Annotated in this window: 20 protein-coding genes; 18 read left to right on the top strand and 2 right to left on the bottom strand. The window is 49.4% G+C overall.

The genetic code is table 11. The annotated features are described in order from the left end of the window. Positions 1-7 precede the first annotated feature (7 nt). From nuoF to dnaE, 18 genes are all read left to right on the top strand, one after another. Complete coding sequence (gene nuoF / locus C504_RS0102110; RefSeq protein WP_018687649.1) at positions 8-1,312, top strand: NADH-quinone oxidoreductase subunit NuoF; 1,305 nt, start codon at positions 8-10, stop codon at positions 1,310-1,312. Continuing rightward, on the top strand, positions 1,309-1,707 hold the full coding sequence (locus C504_RS0102115) for a hypothetical protein (RefSeq protein ID WP_156815829.1): 399 nt from the start codon (positions 1,309-1,311) through the stop codon (positions 1,705-1,707). The genes nuoF and C504_RS0102115 overlap by 4 nt, the downstream gene beginning before the upstream one ends. 208 nt (positions 1,708-1,915) lie before the next feature. Continuing rightward, on the top strand, positions 1,916-4,003 hold the full coding sequence (gene nuoG / locus C504_RS0102120) for an NADH-quinone oxidoreductase subunit NuoG (protein ID WP_018687651.1): 2,088 nt from the start codon (positions 1,916-1,918) through the stop codon (positions 4,001-4,003). 31 nt (positions 4,004-4,034) lie between these two features. After that, positions 4,035-5,069 (top strand): NADH-quinone oxidoreductase subunit NuoH, encoded by a 1,035-nt coding sequence (gene nuoH, locus C504_RS0102125; protein WP_018687652.1) that lies wholly within the window; start codon positions 4,035-4,037, stop codon positions 5,067-5,069. Between the two features lie 18 nt (positions 5,070-5,087). Continuing rightward, the gene (gene nuoI / locus C504_RS0102130; RefSeq protein ID WP_018687653.1) at positions 5,088-5,579 is read left to right on the top strand and encodes an NADH-quinone oxidoreductase subunit NuoI; all 492 of its coding nucleotides are present in this window, start codon (positions 5,088-5,090) and stop codon (positions 5,577-5,579) included. Between the two features lie 89 nt (positions 5,580-5,668). Then, positions 5,669-6,292: an NADH-quinone oxidoreductase subunit J gene (locus C504_RS0102135; RefSeq protein WP_026317150.1), complete on the top strand. Its 624-nt coding sequence runs from the start codon at positions 5,669-5,671 to the stop codon at positions 6,290-6,292. Between the two features lie 4 nt (positions 6,293-6,296). Further along, complete coding sequence (nuoK, locus tag C504_RS0102140; RefSeq protein ID WP_018687655.1) at positions 6,297-6,605, top strand: NADH-quinone oxidoreductase subunit NuoK; 309 nt, start codon at positions 6,297-6,299, stop codon at positions 6,603-6,605. Positions 6,606-6,613: 8 nt separating this feature from the next. Then, positions 6,614-8,605, top strand: a complete 1,992-nt coding sequence (gene nuoL / locus C504_RS0102145) for an NADH-quinone oxidoreductase subunit L (RefSeq protein WP_018687656.1) — start codon at positions 6,614-6,616, stop codon at positions 8,603-8,605. Then, positions 8,605-10,125, top strand: a complete 1,521-nt coding sequence (locus C504_RS0102150; RefSeq protein WP_018687657.1) for an NADH-quinone oxidoreductase subunit M — start codon at positions 8,605-8,607, stop codon at positions 10,123-10,125. The genes nuoL and C504_RS0102150 overlap by 1 nt, the downstream gene beginning before the upstream one ends. 13 nt (positions 10,126-10,138) lie before the next feature. After that, positions 10,139-11,584, top strand: coding sequence for an NADH-quinone oxidoreductase subunit NuoN (nuoN, locus tag C504_RS0102155; RefSeq protein ID WP_018687658.1), 1,446 nt, complete (start codon positions 10,139-10,141; stop codon positions 11,582-11,584). A 3-nt stretch (positions 11,585-11,587) separates the two neighbouring features. Continuing rightward, entirely contained in the window at positions 11,588-12,361 is a 774-nt protein-coding gene (locus C504_RS0102160; RefSeq protein WP_018687659.1) for a biotin--[acetyl-CoA-carboxylase] ligase, read from the top strand. A 39-nt stretch (positions 12,362-12,400) separates the two neighbouring features. Beyond that, positions 12,401-14,086, top strand: coding sequence for a ribonuclease J (locus tag C504_RS0102165; protein WP_018687660.1), 1,686 nt, complete (start codon positions 12,401-12,403; stop codon positions 14,084-14,086). 24 nt (positions 14,087-14,110) lie between these two features. Then, positions 14,111-14,515, top strand: coding sequence for a methylmalonyl-CoA epimerase (mce, locus tag C504_RS0102170; protein WP_018687661.1), 405 nt, complete (start codon positions 14,111-14,113; stop codon positions 14,513-14,515). Between the two features lie 4 nt (positions 14,516-14,519). Then, positions 14,520-14,795: a DUF1467 family protein gene (locus C504_RS0102175; RefSeq protein WP_018687662.1), complete on the top strand. Its 276-nt coding sequence runs from the start codon at positions 14,520-14,522 to the stop codon at positions 14,793-14,795. A gap of 376 nt (positions 14,796-15,171) precedes the next feature. Then, positions 15,172-16,500, top strand: a complete 1,329-nt coding sequence (gene proS, locus C504_RS0102180) for a proline--tRNA ligase (protein ID WP_018687663.1) — start codon at positions 15,172-15,174, stop codon at positions 16,498-16,500. Positions 16,501-16,502: 2 nt separating this feature from the next. Next, positions 16,503-17,819 (top strand): lipoprotein-releasing ABC transporter permease subunit, encoded by a 1,317-nt coding sequence (locus C504_RS0102185; protein WP_018687664.1) that lies wholly within the window; start codon positions 16,503-16,505, stop codon positions 17,817-17,819. Continuing rightward, positions 17,819-18,538 carry an ABC transporter ATP-binding protein gene (locus C504_RS0102190; protein WP_018687665.1) on the top strand — a complete coding sequence of 240 codons (720 nt, stop codon included), beginning with the start codon at positions 17,819-17,821 and terminating at the stop codon, positions 18,536-18,538. The genes C504_RS0102185 and C504_RS0102190 overlap by 1 nt, the downstream gene beginning before the upstream one ends. Before the next feature lie 482 nt (positions 18,539-19,020). Further along, positions 19,021-22,548 carry a DNA polymerase III subunit alpha gene (gene dnaE / locus C504_RS0102195; RefSeq protein WP_018687666.1) on the top strand — a complete coding sequence of 1,176 codons (3,528 nt, stop codon included), beginning with the start codon at positions 19,021-19,023 and terminating at the stop codon, positions 22,546-22,548. On the opposite strand, the gene arsH is transcribed toward dnaE, so the two are convergent. Continuing rightward, positions 22,545-23,258, bottom strand: a complete 714-nt coding sequence (arsH, locus tag C504_RS0102200; protein WP_018687667.1) for an arsenical resistance protein ArsH — start codon at positions 23,256-23,258, stop codon at positions 22,545-22,547. The two genes, dnaE and arsH, sit on opposite strands and share 4 nt — an antisense overlap. After that, positions 23,255-23,659 carry an arsenate reductase (glutaredoxin) gene (gene arsC, locus C504_RS0102205; protein ID WP_018687668.1) on the bottom strand — a complete coding sequence of 135 codons (405 nt, stop codon included), beginning with the start codon at positions 23,657-23,659 and terminating at the stop codon, positions 23,255-23,257. Before arsC ends, arsH begins: the two co-directional genes overlap by 4 nt. Between the last annotated feature and the right edge of the window lie 19 nt (positions 23,660-23,678).

The following is a 23,678-nucleotide window of genomic DNA, read 5'->3' on the forward strand; positions in this document are numbered from 1 at the left end:
TAGCAAGATGCTGCAAGATAAAGACCGCATTTTCACAAATATCTATGGCGTGCACGACAAGTCGCTTAAAGGCGCAATGTCACGCGGCCATTGGGATGGTACAAAGGCGCTGGTCCAAAAGGGCCGCGACTGGATCATTAATGAGATGAAAGCCTCTGGCCTTCGCGGACGCGGCGGTGCTGGCTTCCCTACAGGTCTCAAATGGTCGTTCATGCCAAAGGAAGTGGGCGAACGCCCGCACTACTTGGTCGTCAATGCTGACGAATCTGAGCCAGGCACATGTAAAGACCGCGATATTATGCGCCACGATCCGCACACGCTGATCGAAGGCTGCTTGCTGGCATCATTCGCCATGAATGCGCATGTCGCTTATATTTATGTGCGCGGCGAATATATTCGCGAGCGCTATGCGCTACAGGCTGCGATTGACGAATGTTATGATGCGGGACTTCTGGGCAAAAATAATAAATGCGGCTGGGACATGGATGTTTATGTGCACCATGGCGCAGGCGCTTATATTTGCGGTGAAGAGACTGCGCTTTTGGAAAGCCTTGAAGGCAAAAAAGGCCAACCGCGCCTCAAGCCTCCATTTCCAGCCAATGTTGGCCTTTATGGTTGCCCAACAACTGTGAACAATGTTGAATCAATTGCTGTTGCGCCGACAATTTTACGCCGCGGCGGTGGCTGGTTCGCTTCCTTCGGTAAGGAAAACAACACAGGCACAAAACTTTTCTGTGTATCTGGCCATGTTAATCAGCCAGCCACATTTGAAGAAGAAATGTCGGTTCCTTTCAAAGAATTGATTGATCGTCACTGCGGCGGTATTCGCGGCGGATGGGATAACCTTATGTGTGTTATTCCGGGCGGTTCATCCGTGCCGCTGGTTCCTGCAGAGCAAATCATTGATTGCCCGATGGATTTTGATTCGTTGCGCGCTTTACAGTCTGGTCTTGGTACTGCGGCTGTGATCGTGATGGATAAATCAACAGACATCGTCAAAGCGATTGCGCGTCTTGCTTATTTCTACAAGCACGAAAGCTGCGGCCAATGTACGCCGTGCCGTGAAGGCACTGGTTGGATGTGGCGTGTTATGGAGCGCATGGTCGCCGGCAATGCGCAGAAGCGTGAAATCGACATGTTGCTGGATGTGACAAAACAGATCGAAGGCCACACAATTTGTGCGCTTGGTGATGCGGCTGCATGGCCAATTCAAGGTCTTATCCGCCACTACCGTCCTGAAATTGAGCGCCGTATTGATGAGTTCTCTCACAATGCACATCAGGTGCAGCCAGTAATGGTAGCGGCAGAATGATGCGTAATTCTGCATTTGCATTAATCGGTGTTCTTGCTCTTGGTGCTTGTTCATCAAGCGGGGGAACGACAACGGCATCAACGTCTGCGTCTGCTTCATCGGAAACATCGTCTTTCCAGATGGATGTCACAGATATCGATTATGGTTCGATTGTATCGAATAACCGTTTTCTGGTGAGCTATTCTTTTCCAGATAGCCGTGGCCGTTTTGCTGTAATGTCATCGGCACAATCTGGTGCGTCAGAACCTGTTGATGATTCCAGTGAATTTAAAGCCGTCAATGATGATGTTGCTAAATCAATCATTTGCAAAGACGGTTTAACAAAATTGGGCTCACGCCCAACCTATGTGGTCGCTGATCGCGCATATCAATCAACATATGCGTGTGCGGGATAAAGACGTTAATACAGGCAAAATGCCTGCGACGAACTAAAGTGTATGGGCAGTCAATGATTGCTCGGCGCGAAAAATGGCTGGTAACAGTCACAAAGAACAGATGGACGTGCATTAGAGGCGACTAAGGTCTTTACCGCACGGCCTAGCGGTGGTTAAACGCCGAAGATATAACTGCGCTGTGCATGAGCGAAAAGAACGGAAGATACCGATGACGAAAGTCAAAGTTGACGGCAACGAAATAGAGGTTCCAGACCACTACACGATCTTGCAGGCGTGTGAGGAGGCTGGTGCCGAGATTCCTCGTTTTTGTTACCACGAGCGTCTGTCGATTGCTGGTAACTGCCGTATGTGTCTTGTTGAAGTAAAAGGCGGCCCACCAAAGCCGACTGCTTCATGTGCAATGGGCGTTAAAGATCTGCGCCCTGGACCAGAAGGTCAGCCACCTGAAATTTTCACCAACACGCCAATGGTCAAAAAGGCCCGCGAAGGCGTGATGGAATTCCTGCTTATCAACCACCCACTTGACTGCCCAATCTGCGATCAGGGCGGCGAGTGCGATCTTCAAGATCAGGCAATGGCTTACGGTGTTGATTCGTCGCGTTTTCAAGAAAACAAACGCGCTGTTGAAGATAAATATATTGGCCCGCTCGTAAAAACGATCATGACACGCTGCATTCATTGCACGCGCTGCGTTCGCTTTACGACAGAGGTTGCTGGTATTTCTGAACTTGGTTTGCTTGGCCGCGGCGAAGATGCCGAGATCACAACCTATCTTGAAAAAGCCATGACATCTGAGCTTCAGGGCAATGTCATTGATCTTTGTCCCGTTGGTGCTTTGACGTCAAAACCCTATGCGTTTCAGGCACGTCCTTGGGAATTGTCTAAAACCGAATCTATTGATGTGATGGATGCTGTTGGCTCTGCTATCCGTGTTGATACGCGCGGCCGTGAAGTTATGCGCATTATGCCGCGCATCAATGAAGCGGTGAACGAAGAGTGGATTTCAGACAAAACACGTTTTGTCTGGGATGGTTTGCGCACACAGCGCCTTGACCGCCCATTCGTGCGCGATGCCAGCGGTAAGCTTAAGCCTGCCACATGGCCGCAAGCCTTTGCTGCTGTCAAATCTGCATTGGACGGCAAGTCTGGTAATCAGATTGCTTCAATCGCTGGCGATATGGCTGGTGTTGAAGAAATGTATGCGATGAAAGAATTGCTCGCATCGCTCGACTCAACAAGCGTTGATTGCCGCCAAGATGGTGCAGCGCTCAATCCAGCACTTGGCCGCTCTTCTTATATCTTCAATCCAACGATTGAAGGCATTGAAGACGCAGATGCTGTGCTTATCATTGGCTCCAATCCACGCTTTGAAGCGTCAGTGCTCAATGCGCGTATTCGTAAAGCATACCGTGCAAGCGGCATGAAAATTGGCGTTATCGGCGATATGGGCGACCTGCGCTATGATTACGAAATGCTCGGCGCTGGACCAGAAACGCTCAAAGAGCTTGTTGATGGTACAAACAAATTTGCTGGTGTTTTAAAACGCGCTAAAAAGCCGATGATCATCATCGGGCAGGGCGCTCTGGCGCGCGGCGATGGTGCAGCCGTTCTGGCCAATGCTGCCAAACTTGCGGATGCAACAGGCGTTGTTAAAGGCGCATGGAACGGCTTTGCTGTTCTTCATACAGCTGCTGCACGTGTTGGCGGCTTGGACCTTGGGTTCGTGCCATCAGGCGACGGTATGGACGCTGTGGCTGCGGTTAAAGACGCAGATGTGTTGTTCCTTCTTGGTGCAGATGAATTGGATTTGCGTAGCCGTAAAGCTGGCGCGACAACAATTTATATCGGTACACATGGCGACATTGGTGCGCATCATGCAGATATCATTTTGCCTGCTGCGACTTACACTGAAAAGTCAGCCACATATGTGAACACAGAAGGCCGCGTTCAGATGACTAATCGCGCTGGATTTGCGCCGGGCGAAGCAAAAGAAGATTGGGCTATCTTGCGTGCCCTTTCTGATGTGTTGGGCCAGCGCCTTCCATTCGACTCACTGGCGCAACTACGTGCCAAACTTTACGAAACGCATCCGCATTTTGCGGCAATTGATGCAATTGAAGCCGGTGATCCTGCTGTAATTGCACAATTAGCCAAGAAAGGTGGGCGTTTGGGCAAATCTGCATTTGCATCCAGCGTGAAAGACTTTTATTTGACCAACCCAATCGCCCGTGCTTCTGCGGTGATGGCAGAATGCTCAAGCTTAGCCATTAAGGGCTATGCTGAGGCAGCAGAGTAGAGCACGGAACCGGTAAATTGGACTTAAACTGATGTTTGAAGACTACATATTTCCAGGTCTGATCATTTTGCTCCAGAGCGTTGTGCTTCTGGTGGCATTGCTGATCTTTACCGCGTTCATTCTTTATGCTGACCGTAAGGTCTGGGCTGCTGTCATGTCGCGTAGAGGGCCAAACGTTGTTGGCCCCTTTGGATTGCTGCAATCATTTGCCGACCTTTTGAAATTTGTCATTAAAGAGCCGATCATTCCATCGGGCTCGAACAAAGGCATCTTTCTGCTGGCACCTTTGATTTCATCAGCACTCGCTTTGGCTGGCTGGGCCGTTATTCCAGTAAGCGAAGGGTGGGCAATCGCATCCATCAATGTCGGCATCCTGTTTGTCTTCGCGGTATCATCGCTGGAAGTCTATGGCGTCATTATGGCGGGCTGGGCATCAAACTCTAAATATCCATTCCTTGGTGCGCTGCGCTCGGCTGCGCAGATGGTCTCCTACGAAGTCTCAATTGGTTTCGTGATCGTGACCGTGCTTCTGTGTGTTGGCTCGCTCAACATGACAGACATTGTTTTGAGCCAGAAAGACGGCCTTGGAACGCATCTCGGATTGACGAACTCTCTGCTTGATTGGCATTGGCTCGGCCTATTCCCAATGTTCGTGATCTTTTTCATCTCGGCATTGGCTGAAACAAACCGTCCACCATTTGACCTTGTTGAAGCTGAATCTGAGCTCGTTGCCGGTCACATGATTGAATATTCTTCAACGCCATATCTTTTGTTTATGCTGGGCGAATATATCGCGATCCTGTTGATGTGTGCGCTGACAGTCATCTTGTTCTTGGGCGGTTGGTTGCCACCGATTGATGTTGCACCGCTTAACTGGATACCGGGTGTATTCTGGTTCATCTTCAAGATCTGCATGGTGTTCTTCATGTTCGCTATGGTCAAAACAATCGTACCGCGTTACCGCTACGACCAATTGATGCGCCTCGGCTGGAAAGTGTTCTTGCCAATTTCACTCTTCATGGTGGTTGCGACAGCATCATTCTTGAAATTCACCGGTTTGGCATAAGGGAAGGGACAACACGCTATGAGCACGATCGCACAAGCTGCAAAATCACTTCTTTTGCTGGAATTCATTTCTGCATTCGGTTTGGCCATGAAGCGCTTCTTTGCGCCGAAGGCCACATTGAACTACCCGCATGAAAAAGGCCGTCTAAGCCCACGTTTTCGCGGTGAGCATGCATTGCGCCGTTATCCAAACGGTGAAGAGCGCTGCATCGCCTGTAAATTGTGTGAGGCGATCTGCCCAGCACAGGCAATTACCATTGAAGCTGGCCCGCGCCGCAATGACGGCACACGCCGTACCGTGCGCTACGACATTGATATGGTGAAATGCATCTATTGCGGCTTCTGTCAGGAAGCCTGTCCAGTGGATGCAATTGTTGAGGGACCGAATTTCGAATTCGCGACCGAAACACGTGAAGAACTATACTACGACAAAGACAAACTGCTGGCGAATGGAGATCGGTGGGAGCGCGAAATTGCGCGCAACATCGCACTCGACTCGCCGTATCGATAATTTTAATCGTTCTGTCATCGCAAGATGGCAGAGCACACATCCTGACTGAAATCTCAGCAGGATAACAAAGGATTTCGGGGGAACCGATGCTGTTGACCGGACTTGGCGCGGCCTTCTTTTATTTGTTCGCATTTGTAGCTATCGCGTCTGCCGTGATGGTTATTTCTGCGCGCAATCCGGTACATTCCGTGCTGTACCTCATTTTGACCTTCTTCAATGCGGCGGCATTGTTCATTCTCACAGGGGCCGAGTTTCTCGGCATGATCCTGTTGGTGGTCTATATCGGCGCGGTTGCAGTACTGTTCCTGTTTGTCGTTATGATGCTGGATGTTGATTTTGCATCTATGAAGCGTGGCGCACTCGATTATGCACCTATTGGTGCCATGGTCGGTATTGTGCTGGCATCTGAACTATTGATCGTGCTTGGTGCTCAGTTCATTGGCGTGGGGCAACCTGGCAGTGTCGCTTCACCGACACCGGACCCGTTAGTGCGCACCAATACGGCGGCGCTCGGCGATATTATTTATACCGACTATGTCTTCTTCTTCCAGATTGCCGGCTTGGTGCTTTTGGTTGCTATGATTGGCGCGATTGTGCTGACGCTGCGTCCAACACGTCCTGGTGTTAAACGCCAGAACATGGGCCAGCAGGTTGCACGTAAAGTGGAAGACTCGATTGAAATTGTCGAAGTCGAAACAGGCAAGGGGCTTTGATCTAATGGAAATTACGATTTCTCATTATCTCGTCGTGTCAGCGCTACTGCTGGTCATTGGGATATTCGGCATTTTCCTCAATAAGAAGAACGTCATTGTTATCTTGATGTCTGTTGAGTTGATCTTGCTTGCTGTCAATCTGAACTTCGTGGCCTTTTCTGCGCATTTGCAGGATATGGTCGGCCAAGTTTTCGCACTATTCGTTTTGACCGTTGCTGCTGCTGAAGCGGCTATCGGTTTGGCTATCCTCGTTGTCTTCTACCGGAACCGTGGTTCCATCGCGGTTGAAGACGTCAACATGATGAAAGGCTGATTGGACCCATGTATCACGCCATCGTCTTTCTCCCGTTACTTGGCGCTATCGTTGCTGGCTTTGGCGGCCGTGCTATCGGTGCCAAAGCTTCGGAATATGTAACCAGCGGCTTTATGGTTATTGCCGCAGTCCTTTCGTGGATTGCGTTTTTAACTGTTGCTATGGCCCATGAGGATCATTCAACCACTGTTCAGGTTATGCGCTGGATTCAGGTCGGTTCGCTTGATGTGAACTGGGCTTTCCGCATCGACACGCTAACTGCTGTTATGCTGGTGGTTGTGAACACGGTTTCGACCCTCGTTCACATCTATTCTATCGGCTATATGCACCACGATCCGCACCGTCCGCGTTTCTTTGCCTATCTTTCACTTTTCACATTCGCGATGCTTATGCTCGTAACATCTGATAACCTTGTTCAGATGTTCTTCGGATGGGAAGGCGTTGGTCTGGCATCATATTTGCTCATTGGCTTCTGGTTCAAAAAACCTTCGGCGAACTCTGCTGCAATGAAGGCATTTATCGTCAACCGCGTGGGCGACTTTGGTTTTGCTCTCGGTATCTTCGGCGTATTTGTACTGTTCGGTTCTGTGAATTTCGACACGATCTTTGCAAACGCAGCGACTTATTTGCCGACAGAAGGCGCGGAGGGAAGCACAGACACTGTGCTAACATTCCTAGGCTATTCATTGGATAAGTCTCACGCCGTAACTGTGGTGTGCTTGCTGTTGTTCATGGGCGCCATGGGTAAGTCTGCGCAATTCTTGCTGCACACATGGTTGCCAGATGCGATGGAAGGCCCGACACCTGTGTCTGCGCTAATCCATGCTGCGACCATGGTTACAGCTGGCGTGTTCCTTGTCGCGCGTATGTCACCAGTCTTCGAACTGTCGCAAACAGCACTCACATTTGTTGTCATCATTGGCGCAACCACTGCATTCTTTGCAGCAACGGTTGGTCTTGTTCAAAACGACATCAAACGCGTGATTGCTTATTCAACCTGTTCGCAGCTTGGTTACATGTTTGTGGCATTGGGCCTTGGCGCTTATGGCGCAGCCGTATTCCACCTGTTCACACATGCTTTCTTTAAAGCCTTGTTGTTCCTTGGTGCCGGTTCAGTCATTCATGCTGTGTCTGATGAGCAGGATATGCGCCGCATGGGCGGTTTGCGTAAACTCATTCCAACAACATATTGGATGATGATTATCGGAACTGTTGCGCTCACAGGCGTTGGCATACCGGGCACATTGCTTGGAACAGCCGGGTTCTTCTCTAAAGATGCCATCATTGAAAGCGCGTTCGTTGCACAAAACCCTGCTGCTGGTTATGCATTCGTGATGCTGGTTGTGGCTGCGCTATTTACCAGCTTCTACTCATGGCGTTTGATCTTCATGACATTCCACGGCAAACCGCGTGCAACAGCTGATGTGATGCATCATGTGCATGACTCACCGCCAGTTATGCTCGTGCCATTGTTCATCTTGGCTGTCGGCGCATTGTTAGCTGGCTTTGTCTTTCATGATTACTTCTTCGGCCACCATTATGCTGAGTTCTGGAAGGGCGCTTTGTTCACCTTGCCAGATAACAACATTGTTGAAGAGTTCCACAACGTACCATTCTTGGTCAAATGGAGCGCGACAATTGTGATGTTGCTTGGTTTATTGGGTGCTTGGTATATGTATATCCGTTCGCCTCAAACGCCTGTTTCTTTGGCGCGAGACCACAATGGCTTATACAAATTCCTATTGAACAAATGGTATTTTGACGAGTTGTACGACTTCTTGTTCGTGCGCCCTGCAAAACGCCTTGGTTCATTCCTTTGGAAACGCGGTGACGGCTGGCTTATTGATGGGTTTGGTCCCAACAATATCGCAGCGCGTGTTTCTGGCCTCGCACAGCGTGCTGTGAAGGTTCAGACCGGATTTCTTTATCATTATGCGTTCGCCATGTTGATTGGTGTCGCTGCTCTCGTGACTTGGATTATGCTTGGAGGCATCCACTAATGGACGGTATGCCAATCCTCTCGCTCGTAACTTTCCTTCCTTTGGTTGGTGTTCTTGTTATTCTGTTTATCAATGATGAAACAGAAGCGGCAAAACGCAACGTTCGGATGGTCGCGTTACTGACGACGATCTTTACATTTCTCGTATCTTTGATGATTTGGGTTGGATTTGAGAATTCAAATCCCGGCTTCCAATTTGTTGAAGAAGCTGAATGGCTCGGTGGCGGGCTAACCTACCGTATGGGTGTGGACGGCATTTCAATGTTGTTTGTCATTTTGACAACCTTCTTGATGCCTTTCTGTATCCTTGCTGGCTGGGAGAGCGTTACCAAGCGTCTTAAAGCCTACATGATTGCTTTCCTTATTTTGGAAACACTCATGATCGGCGTGTTTACTGCGCTTGATATCGTGCTGTTCTATGTCTTCTTTGAAGCGGGCCTTATACCGATGTTTATTATCATCGGTGTGTGGGGCGGCGCGCGCCGTGTTTATGCGTCTTTCAAATTCTTCCTCTACACATTGTTTGGCTCAGTGTTGATGCTGATTGCGATCATGGCAATGTATTGGGAGGCAGGCACGACTTCTATTCCGGCATTGCTGGCATATGATTTCCCACCGCAAATGCAATTCTGGTTATGGCTCGCATTCTTTGCGTCATTCGCTGTGAAAATGCCGATGTGGCCTGTCCACACTTGGTTGCCAGATGCACACGTTGAAGCGCCAACAGCTGGATCTGTTATTCTTGCTGGTGTGTTGCTAAAACTTGGCGGTTACGGTTTCATTCGCTTCTCACTATCCATGTTTCCAGTCGCTTCTGCTGAACTGGCTTGGCTGGTGTTTGCGCTGTCTTGTATTGCCATCATCTACACATCGCTTGTCGCCTTGATGCAGGAAGATATGAAGAAGCTGATTGCTTATTCATCTGTTGCGCATATGGGCTTTGTAACGATGGGTATCTTTGCTGCGAATGAGCAGGGCTTGCAGGGCGCTATCTTCCAAATGTTGTCGCACGGCCTTGTGTCTGCTGCGCTCTTCATCTGTGTTGGTGTGATCTATGATCGTATGCACACACGTGAGATTGCAGCTTATGGCGGCCTTGTTCACAACATGCCTAAATATGCATTGGTGTTTATGCTGTTCACCATGGCCAATGTTGGCCTTCCAGGAACATCCGGCTTTGTTGGCGAATTCCTGACATTGATGGGCATGTTCCGTGCCAATACATGGTTTGCATTCTTCGCAACGAGCGGCGTGATCTTGTCTGCCTGTTATGCGCTATGGCTGTATCGCCGTGTGATATTTGGTGCATTGGAAAAAGAAAGCTTGAAAGCACTTCTCGACCTTTCAGGCCGTGAAAAAGCAATGCTTTACCCGCTGGCCGCACTGACTATTTTCTTCGGTGTATATCCAGCACCAGTCTTTGATGTGATCGGCGCTTCTGTGGATGCACTTGTCACGAATTATGATGCTGCCAATGAGGCAGCCAAAGCGGCAATGAATATTGCCCTGAACGCTAAGTAATCGGATTGCTGTCATGACAGTCGTTGAATTGACCCAAAGTTTGAACATCGCAGCGCCAGAACTGGCACTGGCGGTCGGTTCTATGGTTCTCCTAATGATCGGTGTTTTCGCGCCTAAGGATAGTGCGAATTCAACCGTAACAGGATTGGCCGTGGCACTGTTGATTGGTGTTCTGGGCTGGATGGTATTCTTTGACGAGCAGGGCACGGCCTTTGGCGGTGCTTTCGTTCAAGACTCATTTGCCTATTTCTTCAAAATACTCACATTGATCGGCTCCATCGTAGCGCTTGTCATGTCGGTTGGCTTTGCCCGTGAAGAAAAATTTGACCGCTTTGAGTTTCCGATTTTAATCATATTGGCAACGCTTGGCATGATGCTGATGATTTCAGCAACAAGCCTGTTGTCTTTGTATATGGCGCTCGAACTACAATCATTGGCGCTTTATGTTATTGCGGCGATTAACCGTGATAGCGCGCGTTCAACTGAAGCTGGTTTGAAGTATTTCGTTCTGGGCGCTTTGTCGTCAGGCATGATGCTTTACGGTATTTCGTTGATCTATGGCTTTACGGGCCATGTCGATTTCGCATCAATTGCAGCAGCCTTGTCTGGCGAAGAACGCTCTGTCGGTCTTCTGTTCGGTCTTGTGTTCTTGCTCACAGGCCTTGCATTTAAAATTTCAGCAGTTCCATTCCATATGTGGACACCTGATGTTTATGAAGGTGCGCCAACGCCGGTAACGGCTTTCTTTGCCGGTGCGCCTAAAATGGCGGCAATGGCTATGCTCGTGCGCGTTGTCACAGATGCCTTTGGCTCGGTGACAGGTGACTGGCAGCAGATCATCATCTTTATTTCGATTGCGTCTATGGTTTTGGGCGCGGTTGCAGCGATTGGCCAAAACAATATCAAACGCCTGATGGCTTACTCTTCCATCGGCCATATGGGCTATGCACTGGTTGGCTTGGCTGCGGGCACTGTCGCAGGTGTTCAAGGCGTGTTGATCTATATGGCGATTTATCTCGTGATGACGCTTGGTACATTTGCGTTCATTCTGGCTATGCGCCGCAAAGATGAGGGCAATGTCGAGAACATTTCCGATTTAGCTGGTTACGCTCAAAACAGCCCATTGCAGGCAACGGTACTAACGATCCTTATGTTCTCGCTTGCTGGTATTCCGCCGCTCGCAGGTTTCTGGGGTAAATGGTATGTGTTCTTGGCCGCGGTTGAAGCAGGTCTATACCCGCTAGCAATCATCGGTGTTGTGGCATCTGTTATTGGCGCGTTCTACTATTTGCGCATCATTAAAATCATGTGGTTTGATGAGCCAGAAGGTAAGTTCGTATCAACGGCTGGCGAGCTACGTTTGGTTATGGGGCTGTCAGGTATCTTTGTGGTTGGCTACATCGTCTTTGGTGGCCCGATTGCCGCTTATGCTGAAAATGCCGCAAAGGCGCTTTTTTAAACATTGCTTGAGCTAGCAGATAGCCAGACAATTATCGGTTTAACCGGATGGAGGGCGATCCATGTTGCATCCACCGGTTCCACCAATGCTGATCTGATTGAACTTGCAGGGGCTGGCCATGATGTGGACAAGCTTTGGCTTTCTGCAGGTGAGCAATTGCAAGGCCGCGGCCGTCGCGGTCGAACATGGGTTTCGCCGCACGGTAATCTTCATGCTTCGCTTTATTTACGAAATCCGGCTTCGCTCAAAGATATTGGTTTCTTCCCGCTCGTTTGTGCTGTTGCGTTGCACCGTGCCATCAGTGAGGCACTGGATGAAAAACAGTCCGAGATCAAAATAAAATGGCCCAATGACATTTTGGTTGATGGTGCTAAATGCTGCGGCATGTTGATGGAATCGGATCAGCAAAGCGGCGTTATCAATATTGTTATTGGCTGCGGGCTGAACATCGTTGCACATCCGCAAGATACGCCTTATCCGGCAATGCATCTGAATGAAAAAAATCCAGCATTAACGACGCAGGGCATGTTTCAATATTTAGCGGAAAATTTTGCAAGAACGCTGGATGAATGGAATGGCGGACGCGGCAAAGCCGCAATTCGCGACTATTGGGTAGCGCATGCGCGCGGAATAGGCCAAGCAATCATTATCAACCTTGCTAATGAACGCTTAGAGGGCGTTTTTGAAGGCATTGATGCTGACGGCTTGCTGTCGCTGCGTCTGCCTTCTGGCACAGTCAAAGAAATTTCTGCGGGTGATGTCTTCTTCCCGCTTTAGCCAAGTGAAGACAGAATTTAATAAGGTCTATCGTACTTAATGACAAAAAATAATAATGAGCTGGTATTCGTCCCGCTAGGCGGCGTTGGTGAAATCGGCATGAATTTAGCCATGTATGGATACGGGCCAGCCAATAACCGCTCGTGGATTGTCATGGATGTTGGCGTTACTTTTCCAGGGCCGGATTTACCGGGCGTGGACCTCGTACTGCCCGACATTCGTTTCTTGGAATCCGAAAAACACAATATTAAAGCGATCATCATTACCCACGCCCATGAGGACCATTATGGTGCGTTGCTGTCGCTTTATCCGCGCATTGCACCGGGCGATAATGTGCCTGTTTATATGACGCCATTTGGCTCCGGCATGCTGGAAAGCAAGGCGGTTGGCGAAAAGAACGCCCCAAAGATCAAGGTTACAACATTTGAGCAGGGCGGCTCGTTTGAGGTTGGCCCATTCAAGCTGCAAGCTTTGGCTGTTACACACTCAATTCCAGAGCCTGTGTCGATTGCAATTACAACGCCGCTTGGCACCGTTTTGCATACGGGTGATTGGAAAAACGACATTGCCCCATCCATGGGTCCGGTAACCGACAGCAATGCCTTTACGCGCCTTGGTGATGAGGGCCTGTTGGCGCTTATCTGCGATTCGACAAATGCTATGCGTGACGGCGAAAGCCCATCAGAACAAGAAGTGTCTGAAGGTCTGCGCAAAGTCATTGAAAAAGCGACTGGCCGCGTGGCGGTCACGACTTTTTCTTCCAATGTTGGGCGTATTAAATCAATCGCGCTTGCTGCTGCCGATGCTGGACGACAAACATTATTGCTTGGCCGCTCAATGAAGCGGGTTGTCGACGTCGCCTCAGAACTTGGCTATTTGGAAGGCGTGCCAGATTTTCTTACCGAAGATGAATATGGCTATATTCCGCGCGACAAGGTCGTGATTATTTTGACAGGCTCTCAAGGCGAGAGCAGGGCAGCGCTTGCGAAACTATCACGTGATGAAATGCGTGATGTTGCGCTGAACGCAGGCGATACTGTGGTTTATTCGTCGCGTTCAATTCCAGGCAATGAAAAACCTATTCTTGAGACGAAGAACCGTCTGATTGATATGGGCATTACAATTATTGAAGATGGCCCAGATTCACTCGTTCACGTGTCGGGTCACCCGCGCCGCAATGAATTGCGCCAGATGTATAAATGGACACGCCCGCAGATCGGTATTCCGGTTCACGGCGAGGCTGCACATTTAACCGCCCATGCAGCATTGATGCGTGAAAACGGCATTCAAGATGTGCTCAATGTTCGCAATGGCGATTTGGTGCGCCTTGCACCCGGTAAAGCCGAGATCATTGATGATGTGCCGCATGGCGAGATCTACAAAGACGGCACATTCATCGGGTCAGCCGACGCTGTTGGCGTGACCGAGCGCCGCCGTTTGTCGTTCGCAGGGCATGTCTCTGTGTCTGTCATTTTGGACAAAAGCAATGAATTGCTGGTTGATCCTCAAGTGTCATGTTTGGGCATTCCTGCCACCGATCACAATGACAATGACATGGAAGATATCATCTATGATGCTGTTGTCAGTGCGGTTGAATCTATGCCGCGCGGCCGCCGCAAGGATCTTGACCTGATTGAAGATAGTGTTACCCGCGCAGTGCGTGGCACGGTACGCAATATTTGGGGCAAGAAACCAATCGTAACAGTGATGGTCGATAAGGTTTAAATTACTGTTTTTTTAGGAGTGGAAATGCTTGGTCGCTTAAATCATGTAGCGATTGCCGTGCCCGATTTGAATGCGGCGATCAATCGATATGAAAAAGTGCTGGGTGCGAAAGTCTCCGCGCCGCAACATTTGCCAGAACACGGGGTGACCGTCGTTTTTGTCGAAGTGGAAAACACCAAGACAGAGTTGCTTTTTCCTTTGGGCGACAATTCGCCCATCGGTGCCTTCTTGGAAAAGAACCCGTCAGGCGGTATGCACCACATGTGTTATGAAGTGGATGATATTCTGGCTGCACGTGACAAGCTGATCGAAGATGGTGTTCGTGTGCTTGGTGATGGTAATCCGAAAATTGGGGCGCACGGTAAACCTGTGCTTTTCCTTCATCCGAAAGACTTCGACGGCACGCTGATTGAACTAGAACAGGTCTGATATCATGCAGTTATTGTCCGCTTTCGCGATTTTTTTCATCATTTGGTGGACGGTACTGTTTACTGTTTTGCCGTTCGGCGTGCGTAGCCAAGTTGAGTCAGAAGACACAATCCTTGGCACGGAGCGCGGAGCGCCATCAAATTCCCGCATGAAATTTAAGCTGCTCATCACAACGGGCATTGCCATTATTATCTTTGCGATTTTTTATTACCTGACCATCGTACTTGGTTTTGGCATTGATGATTTTCCGCAATTTGTGCCGGATTTTTCCAAACAATAATTTTTTAGAAAATTACAAATAAAAAATGGCAGGACATAAGTCCTGCCATTTTCAACGAGTGTGATTTTATAAACCCGAAGGTTCGCAGCTAAAAAGCGCGTAAAATCAAGATCCTCCCAAGACTTACACCCGTTAGAAATTATGAAGCCTCACAATTTCTTGGCAATTGGTAACAAGATGAAATGCCATTGTCACGTAAAAAATACATTAGTAACATTTTGGCACTCACGCGTCGTTATTTATACAGCGCGGATTTTTCAAAGCTGTGTGCCTTGCCGCTTTCAATTCCTTGTCCAACCGCTTAAACACACATAGAAATTTGCCTTAAGACGGTCTGATTCTGGGCATATCAAACAATTCACAACGGAATAGATAAATGCGCCTTTCAAGATACTTTCTACCCATATTGAAAGAAAATCCAAAAGAAGCCGAAATCGTCTCGCACCGATTGATGCTTCGGGCAGGGATGATTAAGCAGTCAAGCGCCGGCATCTATTCCTGGTTGCCGCTCGGCTATAAGGTTTTGCGAAAAATTGAAAACATTGTGCATGAAGAGCAGCAACGCGCTGGCCACATGCCAATGTTAATGCCGACCATTCAATCTGCTGATTTGTGGCGCGAAAGCGGCCGCTATGAAGATTATGGCGAAGAGATGCTGCGCATCAAAGACCGTATGGACCGTGAGATGCTATATGGCCCGACCAATGAAGAGCTGATCACGGATATCTTCCGCAGCCATATCACCAGCTATAAAGATTTGCCGCTTACATTGTACCATATTCAATGGAAGTTCCGCGATGAACGCCGCCCGCGCTTTGGCGTTATGCGTGGCCGCGAGTTTCTTATGAAAGATGGCTACAATTTCGACCTGACAAAAGAAGATGCGCTGCACGCATATAACCGTCATCTGGTTACTTATCTGCGCACTTTCGAGCGTATGGGTTTGCAGGCTATCCCAATGCGCGCCGATAGCGGCCCCATTGGCGGCGATGACACACATGAATTCCTCGTTCTGGCTGAAACTGGCGAGAGTGAAGTGTTCTATGATGCAGCAGTGACTGATCTGACATTTGGTGATCGCCAAATCGATTATGACAATGTCGAACAATGCGCTGCGATCATGCAGGAATTCACATCCAAATATGCGCGCACAGATGAAACGCATGACGAGGCGCTGTTTAACGAAGTGCCGCAAGAGCGCAGACGCTCTGCGCGCGGCATTGAAGTTGGCCAAATTTTCTACTTTGGCACAAAATATTCCGAACCAATGAAGGCCGTTGTCCAAGGACCGGACGGCAAGCCTGTGCCTGTTCACATGGGCAGCCATGGTATTGGCGTTAGCCGTTTGCTGGGCGCGATTATTGAAGCATCGCATGATGATAATGGCATTATTTGGCCAGCGTCCGTTGCCCCATTTGGTGCCGTGATTATCAATATGCGCGTTGGCGATGAGGGCTGTGATAGCTGGTCGCAAAAAGCATATACCGAACTCACCAATGCAGGTGTTGACCCGCTTTTGGATGATACAGACAAGGGCGCAGGCGTTAAATTTGCGACCGCAGATTTGATCGGCGTACCGTGGCAGCTTGTTATTGGCCCGCGCGGCGTTAAGTCTGGAGAAGTCGAACTTAAAAACCGCAAAACCGGCGCCAAAGAAAATATGACGCTGGAGGCGGCCATCACTAAGATTTCAGCAGGAGAATAAGCTTGAACGCATCATCGGCGAACGAAGCAGTTAAATCTTCAAGCTCAGGCAAAGAGGATGGCCGAGCAAGGCCGTTTTCAGCCTTTGAACGCATTGTTGCTTGGCGTTTTTTAAAGCCGCGCAAACAAGAGCGTATGGTGTCGATTGTTACTGTTATTTCGCTTTTAGGCGTAATGCTTGGCGTGGCGGCTCTGATTATCGTTATGGCTGTCATGAACGGCTTCCGCGCAGAGCTTTTGGACCGCATCCTCGGTCTTAACGGTCATATAATTCTCCAAGCTTCTGATACGCCGCTGAATGATTACGATGCCGTGGCTAAAAAACTTGAAGAAGTGCATGGCGTTCAAATGGCGCTGCCATTGCTTGAAGGTCAAACGCTTGCCTCTGGCAATGTTGGTGCTGGTACCGGTGCATTGGTGCGCGGTGTGCGCAAGCAAGATTTTGCAAGGCTGGAAAGCGTCGCGACAAACATTAAAGAAGGCTCTTTGGAAAAATACGAAGAGGGTAATGGCGTTGCGATTGGTATTCGCATGGCACAAAATCTGGGGCTACTCGTTGGTGATAAGCTGACTTTGGTTTCCCCTGAAGGCGATGTAACACCGTTTGGCACCACCCCGCGTGTTAAAAGCTATACCGTTGAAGCCATCTTCGAAATGGGCATGTCAGAATATGACACCTCCATTGTATTTATGCATTTGGAAGAAGCGCAGCTTTATTTCAATCAAGAAGGCGTCGTGCAGGTCATCGAAGTCTTTGTCGATGATCCCGATAATGTTGATCTTTATAAAACAGATATTGTTGCCGCCGCCGAACGACCACTCGTTATTAGCGATTGGCAGCAACGTAACAGTGCATTTTTCTCAGCGCTTGTGATTGAGCGCAACGCAATGTTTCTGATCTTGTCTATCGTGGTCATTGTAGCGTCACTGAATATCATTTCATCGCTGATCATGTTGGTGAAAGAAAAAGGGCGCGGCATCGCGATTTTGCGCACAATGGGCGCGTCACAAAATGCGATTTTGCGCATATTTATCATGGCAGGCACTGGCGTTGGATTGGCCGGCACGGCTGCAGGCGTATTGCTCGGCGTCTTAATCTGCCTGAATATTCGCGGTATTCAACGCGTAATGAATTGGATTTCCGGTACGGATGTTTGGGACCCGACGGTACGCTTTTTAAGCGAAATTCCGGCGCAAATGGATTTCGTCGAAACCATGTCCGTTATTATCCTAGCGCTCGTTTTATCGTTTCTTGCAGCAATATTACCTGCTTGGCGCGCTGCCAAACTCGATCCGGTTGAAGCTTTGAGGTACGAATAATGTCTGCACGCAATGCACCGGTACTATTGTTAGAAAACGTCCAGCGCCATTATGATGAGGTTGGTAAACGTCTTGATGTTCTCAAAGACGCGAACCTTGTGATTGAGACAGGCGAGATGGTTGCCCTTGTTGCCCCTTCAGGCGCAGGTAAATCAACTTTGCTGCATACTGCTGGCCTGTTGGAGCGTCCCGATGGCGGCGAGGTCTATCTGTCAGGCCAAGCATGTTCTGGCCTCAATGATCGCCAGCGCACAGCACGCCGCCGCAATGATATTGGCTTTGTTTATCAATTCCACCATTTGCTACCTGAGTTTTCGGCGCTTGAAAATGTGATGATACCGCAGATGATTCGCGGACTGTCTCAATCAGATGCAAAAGTCAGAGCGCAAGAGCTGCTTGATTATATGCGTATAGGACAGCGCGCAGCCCATCGCCCAGCAGAACTATCTGGCGGCGAGCAGCAGCGTGTCGCTATTGCCCGTGCCGTGGCCAATGCACCCTTATTGCTCCTTGCCGATGAGCCGACAGGAAACCTTGATCCTGAAACGTCATCCTATGTGTTTGAAGCACTGGAAGCCTTGGTGCGTCAATCGGGATTGAGCGCGTTAATTGCGACTCACAACCACGCTCTTGCTGCGCGTATGGACCGTGCGATTACGATGCAGGATGGAAAACTTGTGCCATTCGATGTGAAAGCCGCGATTAAAGCTGCGCTTTAGGCACTTCAAAACTCAGAACAAAATGCAAGTTTTAAAGGTAAAGAGGCGCTGATCTTGGTTGCTTCTTTACTTTTTATTACCCATAAGGCTGACCTGTGCCAAAATGAGAACAAAACGGGTTTACATGAGAACAAAAATGGAACAATATAGGTCCATAGACAAAACATAAGGACTGTTCATCATGACCGACTTTGTTCGAGACCTCGCTTCTCTCGCCTCAATCGCTGCCTTTGTTGCAACATTTTCAATTTTTGTCGACTTCATATAGGTCGATAATACTCCATTGGTCGCGGCTCTGCCCATCCCCATTCAGCACACAGCATTGCCCCGAAGCTGTGAGCCGCGACCATCCCCTTTTGGGGTAAAAGAACCAAGGGGATGATGATGCCAGGCAGTGGACATCATCGCGAATTGCTTCAAAATCCAACTTTGTGTTTTCACTCTCTTATGAGAGAGTCGGTTTTGATTTTGGGGTGCTGTTTATGGCTGAAAATGATGCAAATTTGGATGTGGTAGGCAAAGCCTATGTGTCGCCAAAATTCATCCATCTACGCACGCATTCGGCTTATTCCCTTTTGGAAGGCGCGCTGCAGGTTGGTAAAATTATTAAATTTGCAGAAGATCAAAAAGCACCCGCAATTGCCATTACAGATACTGGCAATTTATTTGGTGCGCTTGAGTTTTCTGTCAAAGCGACAGGGGCGGGCATTCAGCCAATCATAGGCTGCCAACTCGATATTCGTTTTGCCAAAAACTCTGATGGTGATGCCAATGCAGCGCTAAAGGGCAGTCAGAATAAAAACCAAACCATTACGCCTGAACCTGTTGTTCTTATCGCTGCAACCGAGCAGGGCTATGCCAATTTGGTTGAGCTTGTGAGCCGCGCCTATCTGGATATGGAATCAACCGATGGCACATATTTGCGTCCTGAATGGTTCGACGGATTTAACGACGGTATTATCTGCCTAACGGGCGGAGAGCTTGGTCCTTTAGGCCGTGCGATTGCCAACCAAGATCAAAAAGCATTGGCGGAGCGCTTTGCTTTCTTGAAATCAACCTTTGGCGACCGTCTTTACATCGAATTGCAGCGTCCTGCAGGATATAGCAAACGTATTGAAGCTGCTCAAATCGCTCTTGCCTATGATGAAGATGTACCTTTGGTTGCGACCAATGAGGCTTTCTTTTTAACGCGCGATGAATATGACGCGCATGATGCATTGATTGCGATATCTGAAGGAACGGTTGTATCCCGCGATGATCGCCGTCAGTTGACGCCTGATAATTATCTAAAAACCGAAGCTGAAATGGCCGCGCTGTTTAAAGATCTACCGGAGGCGCTGGAGTCAACGGTTGAGATTGCCAAGCGCTGTGTATATTATGCGTTAGAACGTCCGCCTATTTTGCCGCGCTTTACCAAAAGTGCCGAAGGTGCAAGTGAAGAAGAAGCGCTACAGGCTGAGTCAGACGAACTCAAACGCCAAGCGCGCGAAGGTTTGGAAAAGCGTCTGACAATTCAGGGCATGGCCGAAGGCTATACGCGCAAAGATTATGATGACCGCTTGGAAACCGAGCTTTCTATCATCGAGAATATGAAGTTCCCCGGTTACTTCCTGATCGTTGCTGACTTCATCAAATGGGCCAAAGACCATGAAATTCCCGTGGGGCCGGGCCGTGGTTCGGGTGCTGGTTCTCTGGTCGCGTGGTGTTTAACAATCACGGATATTGACCCGTTGCGCTTTTCACTGCTGTTCGAGCGCTTCCTCAATCCTGCCCGTGTGTCCATGCCTGACTTTGATATCGATTTTTGTCAGGATCGACGCGAAGAAGTGATTAAATATGTGCAGGAGCGCTATGGCCGCGCTCAGGTGGCGCAAATTATCACCTTTGGATCGCTGCAAGCGCGTGCGGTGTTGCGCGATGTGGGGCGCGTGCTTGAAATGCCATATGGGCAGGTGGACCGCCTGTGTAAAATGGTGCCCAACAATCCAGCCCAGCCCACAACCCTTGCTAAAGCAATTGAGGGCGATCCCAAATTTGAAGAAGAAGTCGAGCGTGAGCCAATCGTCGGCCAGCTGCTTGATATGTCGCTAAAGCTTGAAGGGCTTTACCGCCATGCGTCCACCCATGCGGCGGGTATCGTGATTGGTGACCGGCCTTTATCGCGCCTTGTGCCAATGTACCGAGATCCGCGCTCGGATATGCCTGTGACCCAGTTTAATATGAAATGGGTGGAAAGAGCCGGCCTCGTTAAATTCGACTTTTTGGGCCTTAAAACGCTGACCGTTTTGGATATGGCGGTGAAACTCATTGCGCGGCGCGGTATCAAAATTGATCTGCAACAGGTGCCTGTCGATGATGCGCCGACCTATGAAATGATGGCCAAAGGCGAAACCGTTGGCATATTTCAGGTGGAGAGCCCGGGCATGCGCAAAGCCCTTTTGGGCATGAAGCCTGACTGTATTGAGGACATCATCGCGCTGGTTGCGCTTTATCGCCCAGGGCCGATGGAAAATATCCCGACCTATAATGCGCGTAAACACGGCGAAGAGGAGATCGCCTCCATTCACCCAATGGTTGACCATCTGGTGGAGGAAACCCAAGGCGTTATCATCTATCAGGAACAGGTGATGCAGATCGCGCAGGTTCTGGCGGGATACTCGCTTGGTGAAGCGGATTTGCTGCGCCGCGCGATGGGTAAGAAAATCCGCGAAGAGATGGATAAACAGCGCTCCCGTTTTGTGGAAGGCGCCAAAGAAAACGATTTGACTAAGCCGCAAGCTGATGTGATCTTTGACCTGCTTGCCAAATTTGCCGACTATGGTTTTAACAAATCGCACGCTGCGGCCTATGCGATGGTGTCGTACCATACGGCCTATTTGAAAGCGCATTATCCGGTCGAGTTTCTTGCCGCCTCCATGACCTATGATATGCAAAATGCGGAGAAGTTGAACGACTTTCGCCGTGATGCCATTCGCCTTGGCATTGATGTCATTTCCCCGTCCGTCAACACATCGTTTAGACGTTTTGAAGTTGCTGAAAATAAGATTTTTTATGCACTTGCTGCGATTAAAGGTGTGGGCGAAGCTGCCGTTGATCATATCGTTGAAGTTCGCGGTGATAAGCCATTTGAATCATTGGAAGATTTCGCAACACGCATTGACCCAAAAATGGTCAATCGCCGCACATTTGAAGGCTTGATATTCGCAGGCGCATTCGATTGTTTTGGCCATGATCGTGCTTCATTGGTTGGCGGCATGGACCGCATCGTTGGTCTGGCGCAACGCACCTCAGAAGAAAAAGCCAGCGGACAATCAGACATTTTTGGCACAATGGCAGCCGCAGAACCAGAGCGTTTGCAGCTGCCACAAAACACAGAATGGTCTGATTCAGAAAAGCTGATGAAAGAGTTTCAATCCATTGGCTTTTATTTCTCGGCCCATCCGCTTGATGCATATCAGATGATTTTGGAGAAGATGCGTGTGCAGCAATATGCTGATTTTGCAATCGGCATTAAGCGCGGCGCAGAGGCAGGACGCTTGGCTGGCACTGTTGCATCCAAGCAGATACGGCGCACAAAAACCGGCAACAAGATGGGTATTATCACGCTGTCAGATGCAACCGGCCAATATGAAATTGTACTGTTCTCGGAAGCGCTGGAAGAGTTCGGCGATCAGTTAGAAGTGGGCAAGAGCTTCATTATGACTGTAGGCGTGCGCGTGCGCGATGATGAATCGGTCAGCTTGCAAATGAATACTCTAACAGCATTGTCAGAAGATCAGGGTGCACGTGAAGCGCATTTGCTGCGTGTGTTTGTGCGCGATCAAATGCCCGCCAAAAGCATCGCACGCCAGCTCCAAGGGCGCGGCCGCAGTCCGGTTTCATTGATCGTTATCAAGCCGGACGGTGAGGGCGAAGTGGAAATCGAATTACCGGGCAAATATGCCGTATCCGGTCCCGTTGCCAGCGCGATCAAAGCCATTGAGGGCGTTGTGGATGTGGAGCTGGTTTAGATCGCGCTTTGATTAACGCGTTTTGATAGTTCTTCGCGGCTTTCAACGCGTTCCGAATAGCGATCCGTTAGATAAGCAGATTGCGAGCGGGTGAGGAGTGTGAACTTCATGAGTTCTTCCATCACGTCAACAACACGGTTGTAAAACGGCGATGGTTTCATGCGGCCCTCATCATCAAATTCGTTCCATGCCTTGGCAACAGAAGACTGGTTGGGAATGGTAATCATCCGCATCCAGCGGCCAAGAATACGCATCTGATTGACCGTATTAAAGCTCTGCGATCCGCCGCAAACCTGCATGAGCGCCAATGTGCGTCCTTGCGTTGGGCGAACCCCGCCAATCGGTGCCAGCGGCAGCCAGTCGATTTGTGTTTTCATCACACCTGTCATCGCGCCGTGGCGCTCAGGCGACGACCAGACTTGCCCCTCAGACCAAAGCGATAATTCGCGCAGTTCTTGCACTTTGTCATGGTCTAGATTGGCTTCATCAACCAGCGGCAAGCCAGAAGGATTGAAAATTTTGACATCCGCGCCCAGCGCCTCAAGAATGCGTGCACCTTCTTCCGTCATAAACCGTGAAAACGAACGCTCGCGCAATGAGCCATAGAGCATCAAAATGCGGGGCTTGTGATCGGGCTGCGGTGGTACGCCAAGTGCGTTTAAGTCAATCGGCTGCAAGCTGTCGGTATCAATATTAGGCAAGTCATTCATGGTGCTGTGACCACTTCGCCGTCTTCTTTTGTAAAGCTGGCACCGGATTTTATATCGAGTAAATCAAACACTTTTTCAGAGGGACGGCACAGGGCGGTGCCCTTTGGCGTGCACACGATAGGGCGGTTCACAAGAACAGGGTGCTCAATCATCGCATCAAGCAGCGCGTCATCTGTGACCGATGGATCGGTTAGGCCAAGCTCTTGCGCCGGAGATTTACTCGTGCGCAATGCATCGCGCGGCGTGATGTCTGCCATAGCAAAAAGTGCTTGTAATTGCGGGCGTGTCCACCCCGTATCCAAATATTCAATGACAGTCGGCTCACCAACAAAATTACGGATGATTTCGAGTACATTGCGCGATGTGCCGCAAGCTGGATTGTGGTGAATAACAATATTCATAATGGCGATACCTTTGTGT

Source organism: Ahrensia kielensis DSM 5890 (genome assembly GCF_000374465.1).
GTDB lineage: Bacteria > Pseudomonadota > Alphaproteobacteria > Rhizobiales > Rhizobiaceae > Ahrensia > Ahrensia kielensis.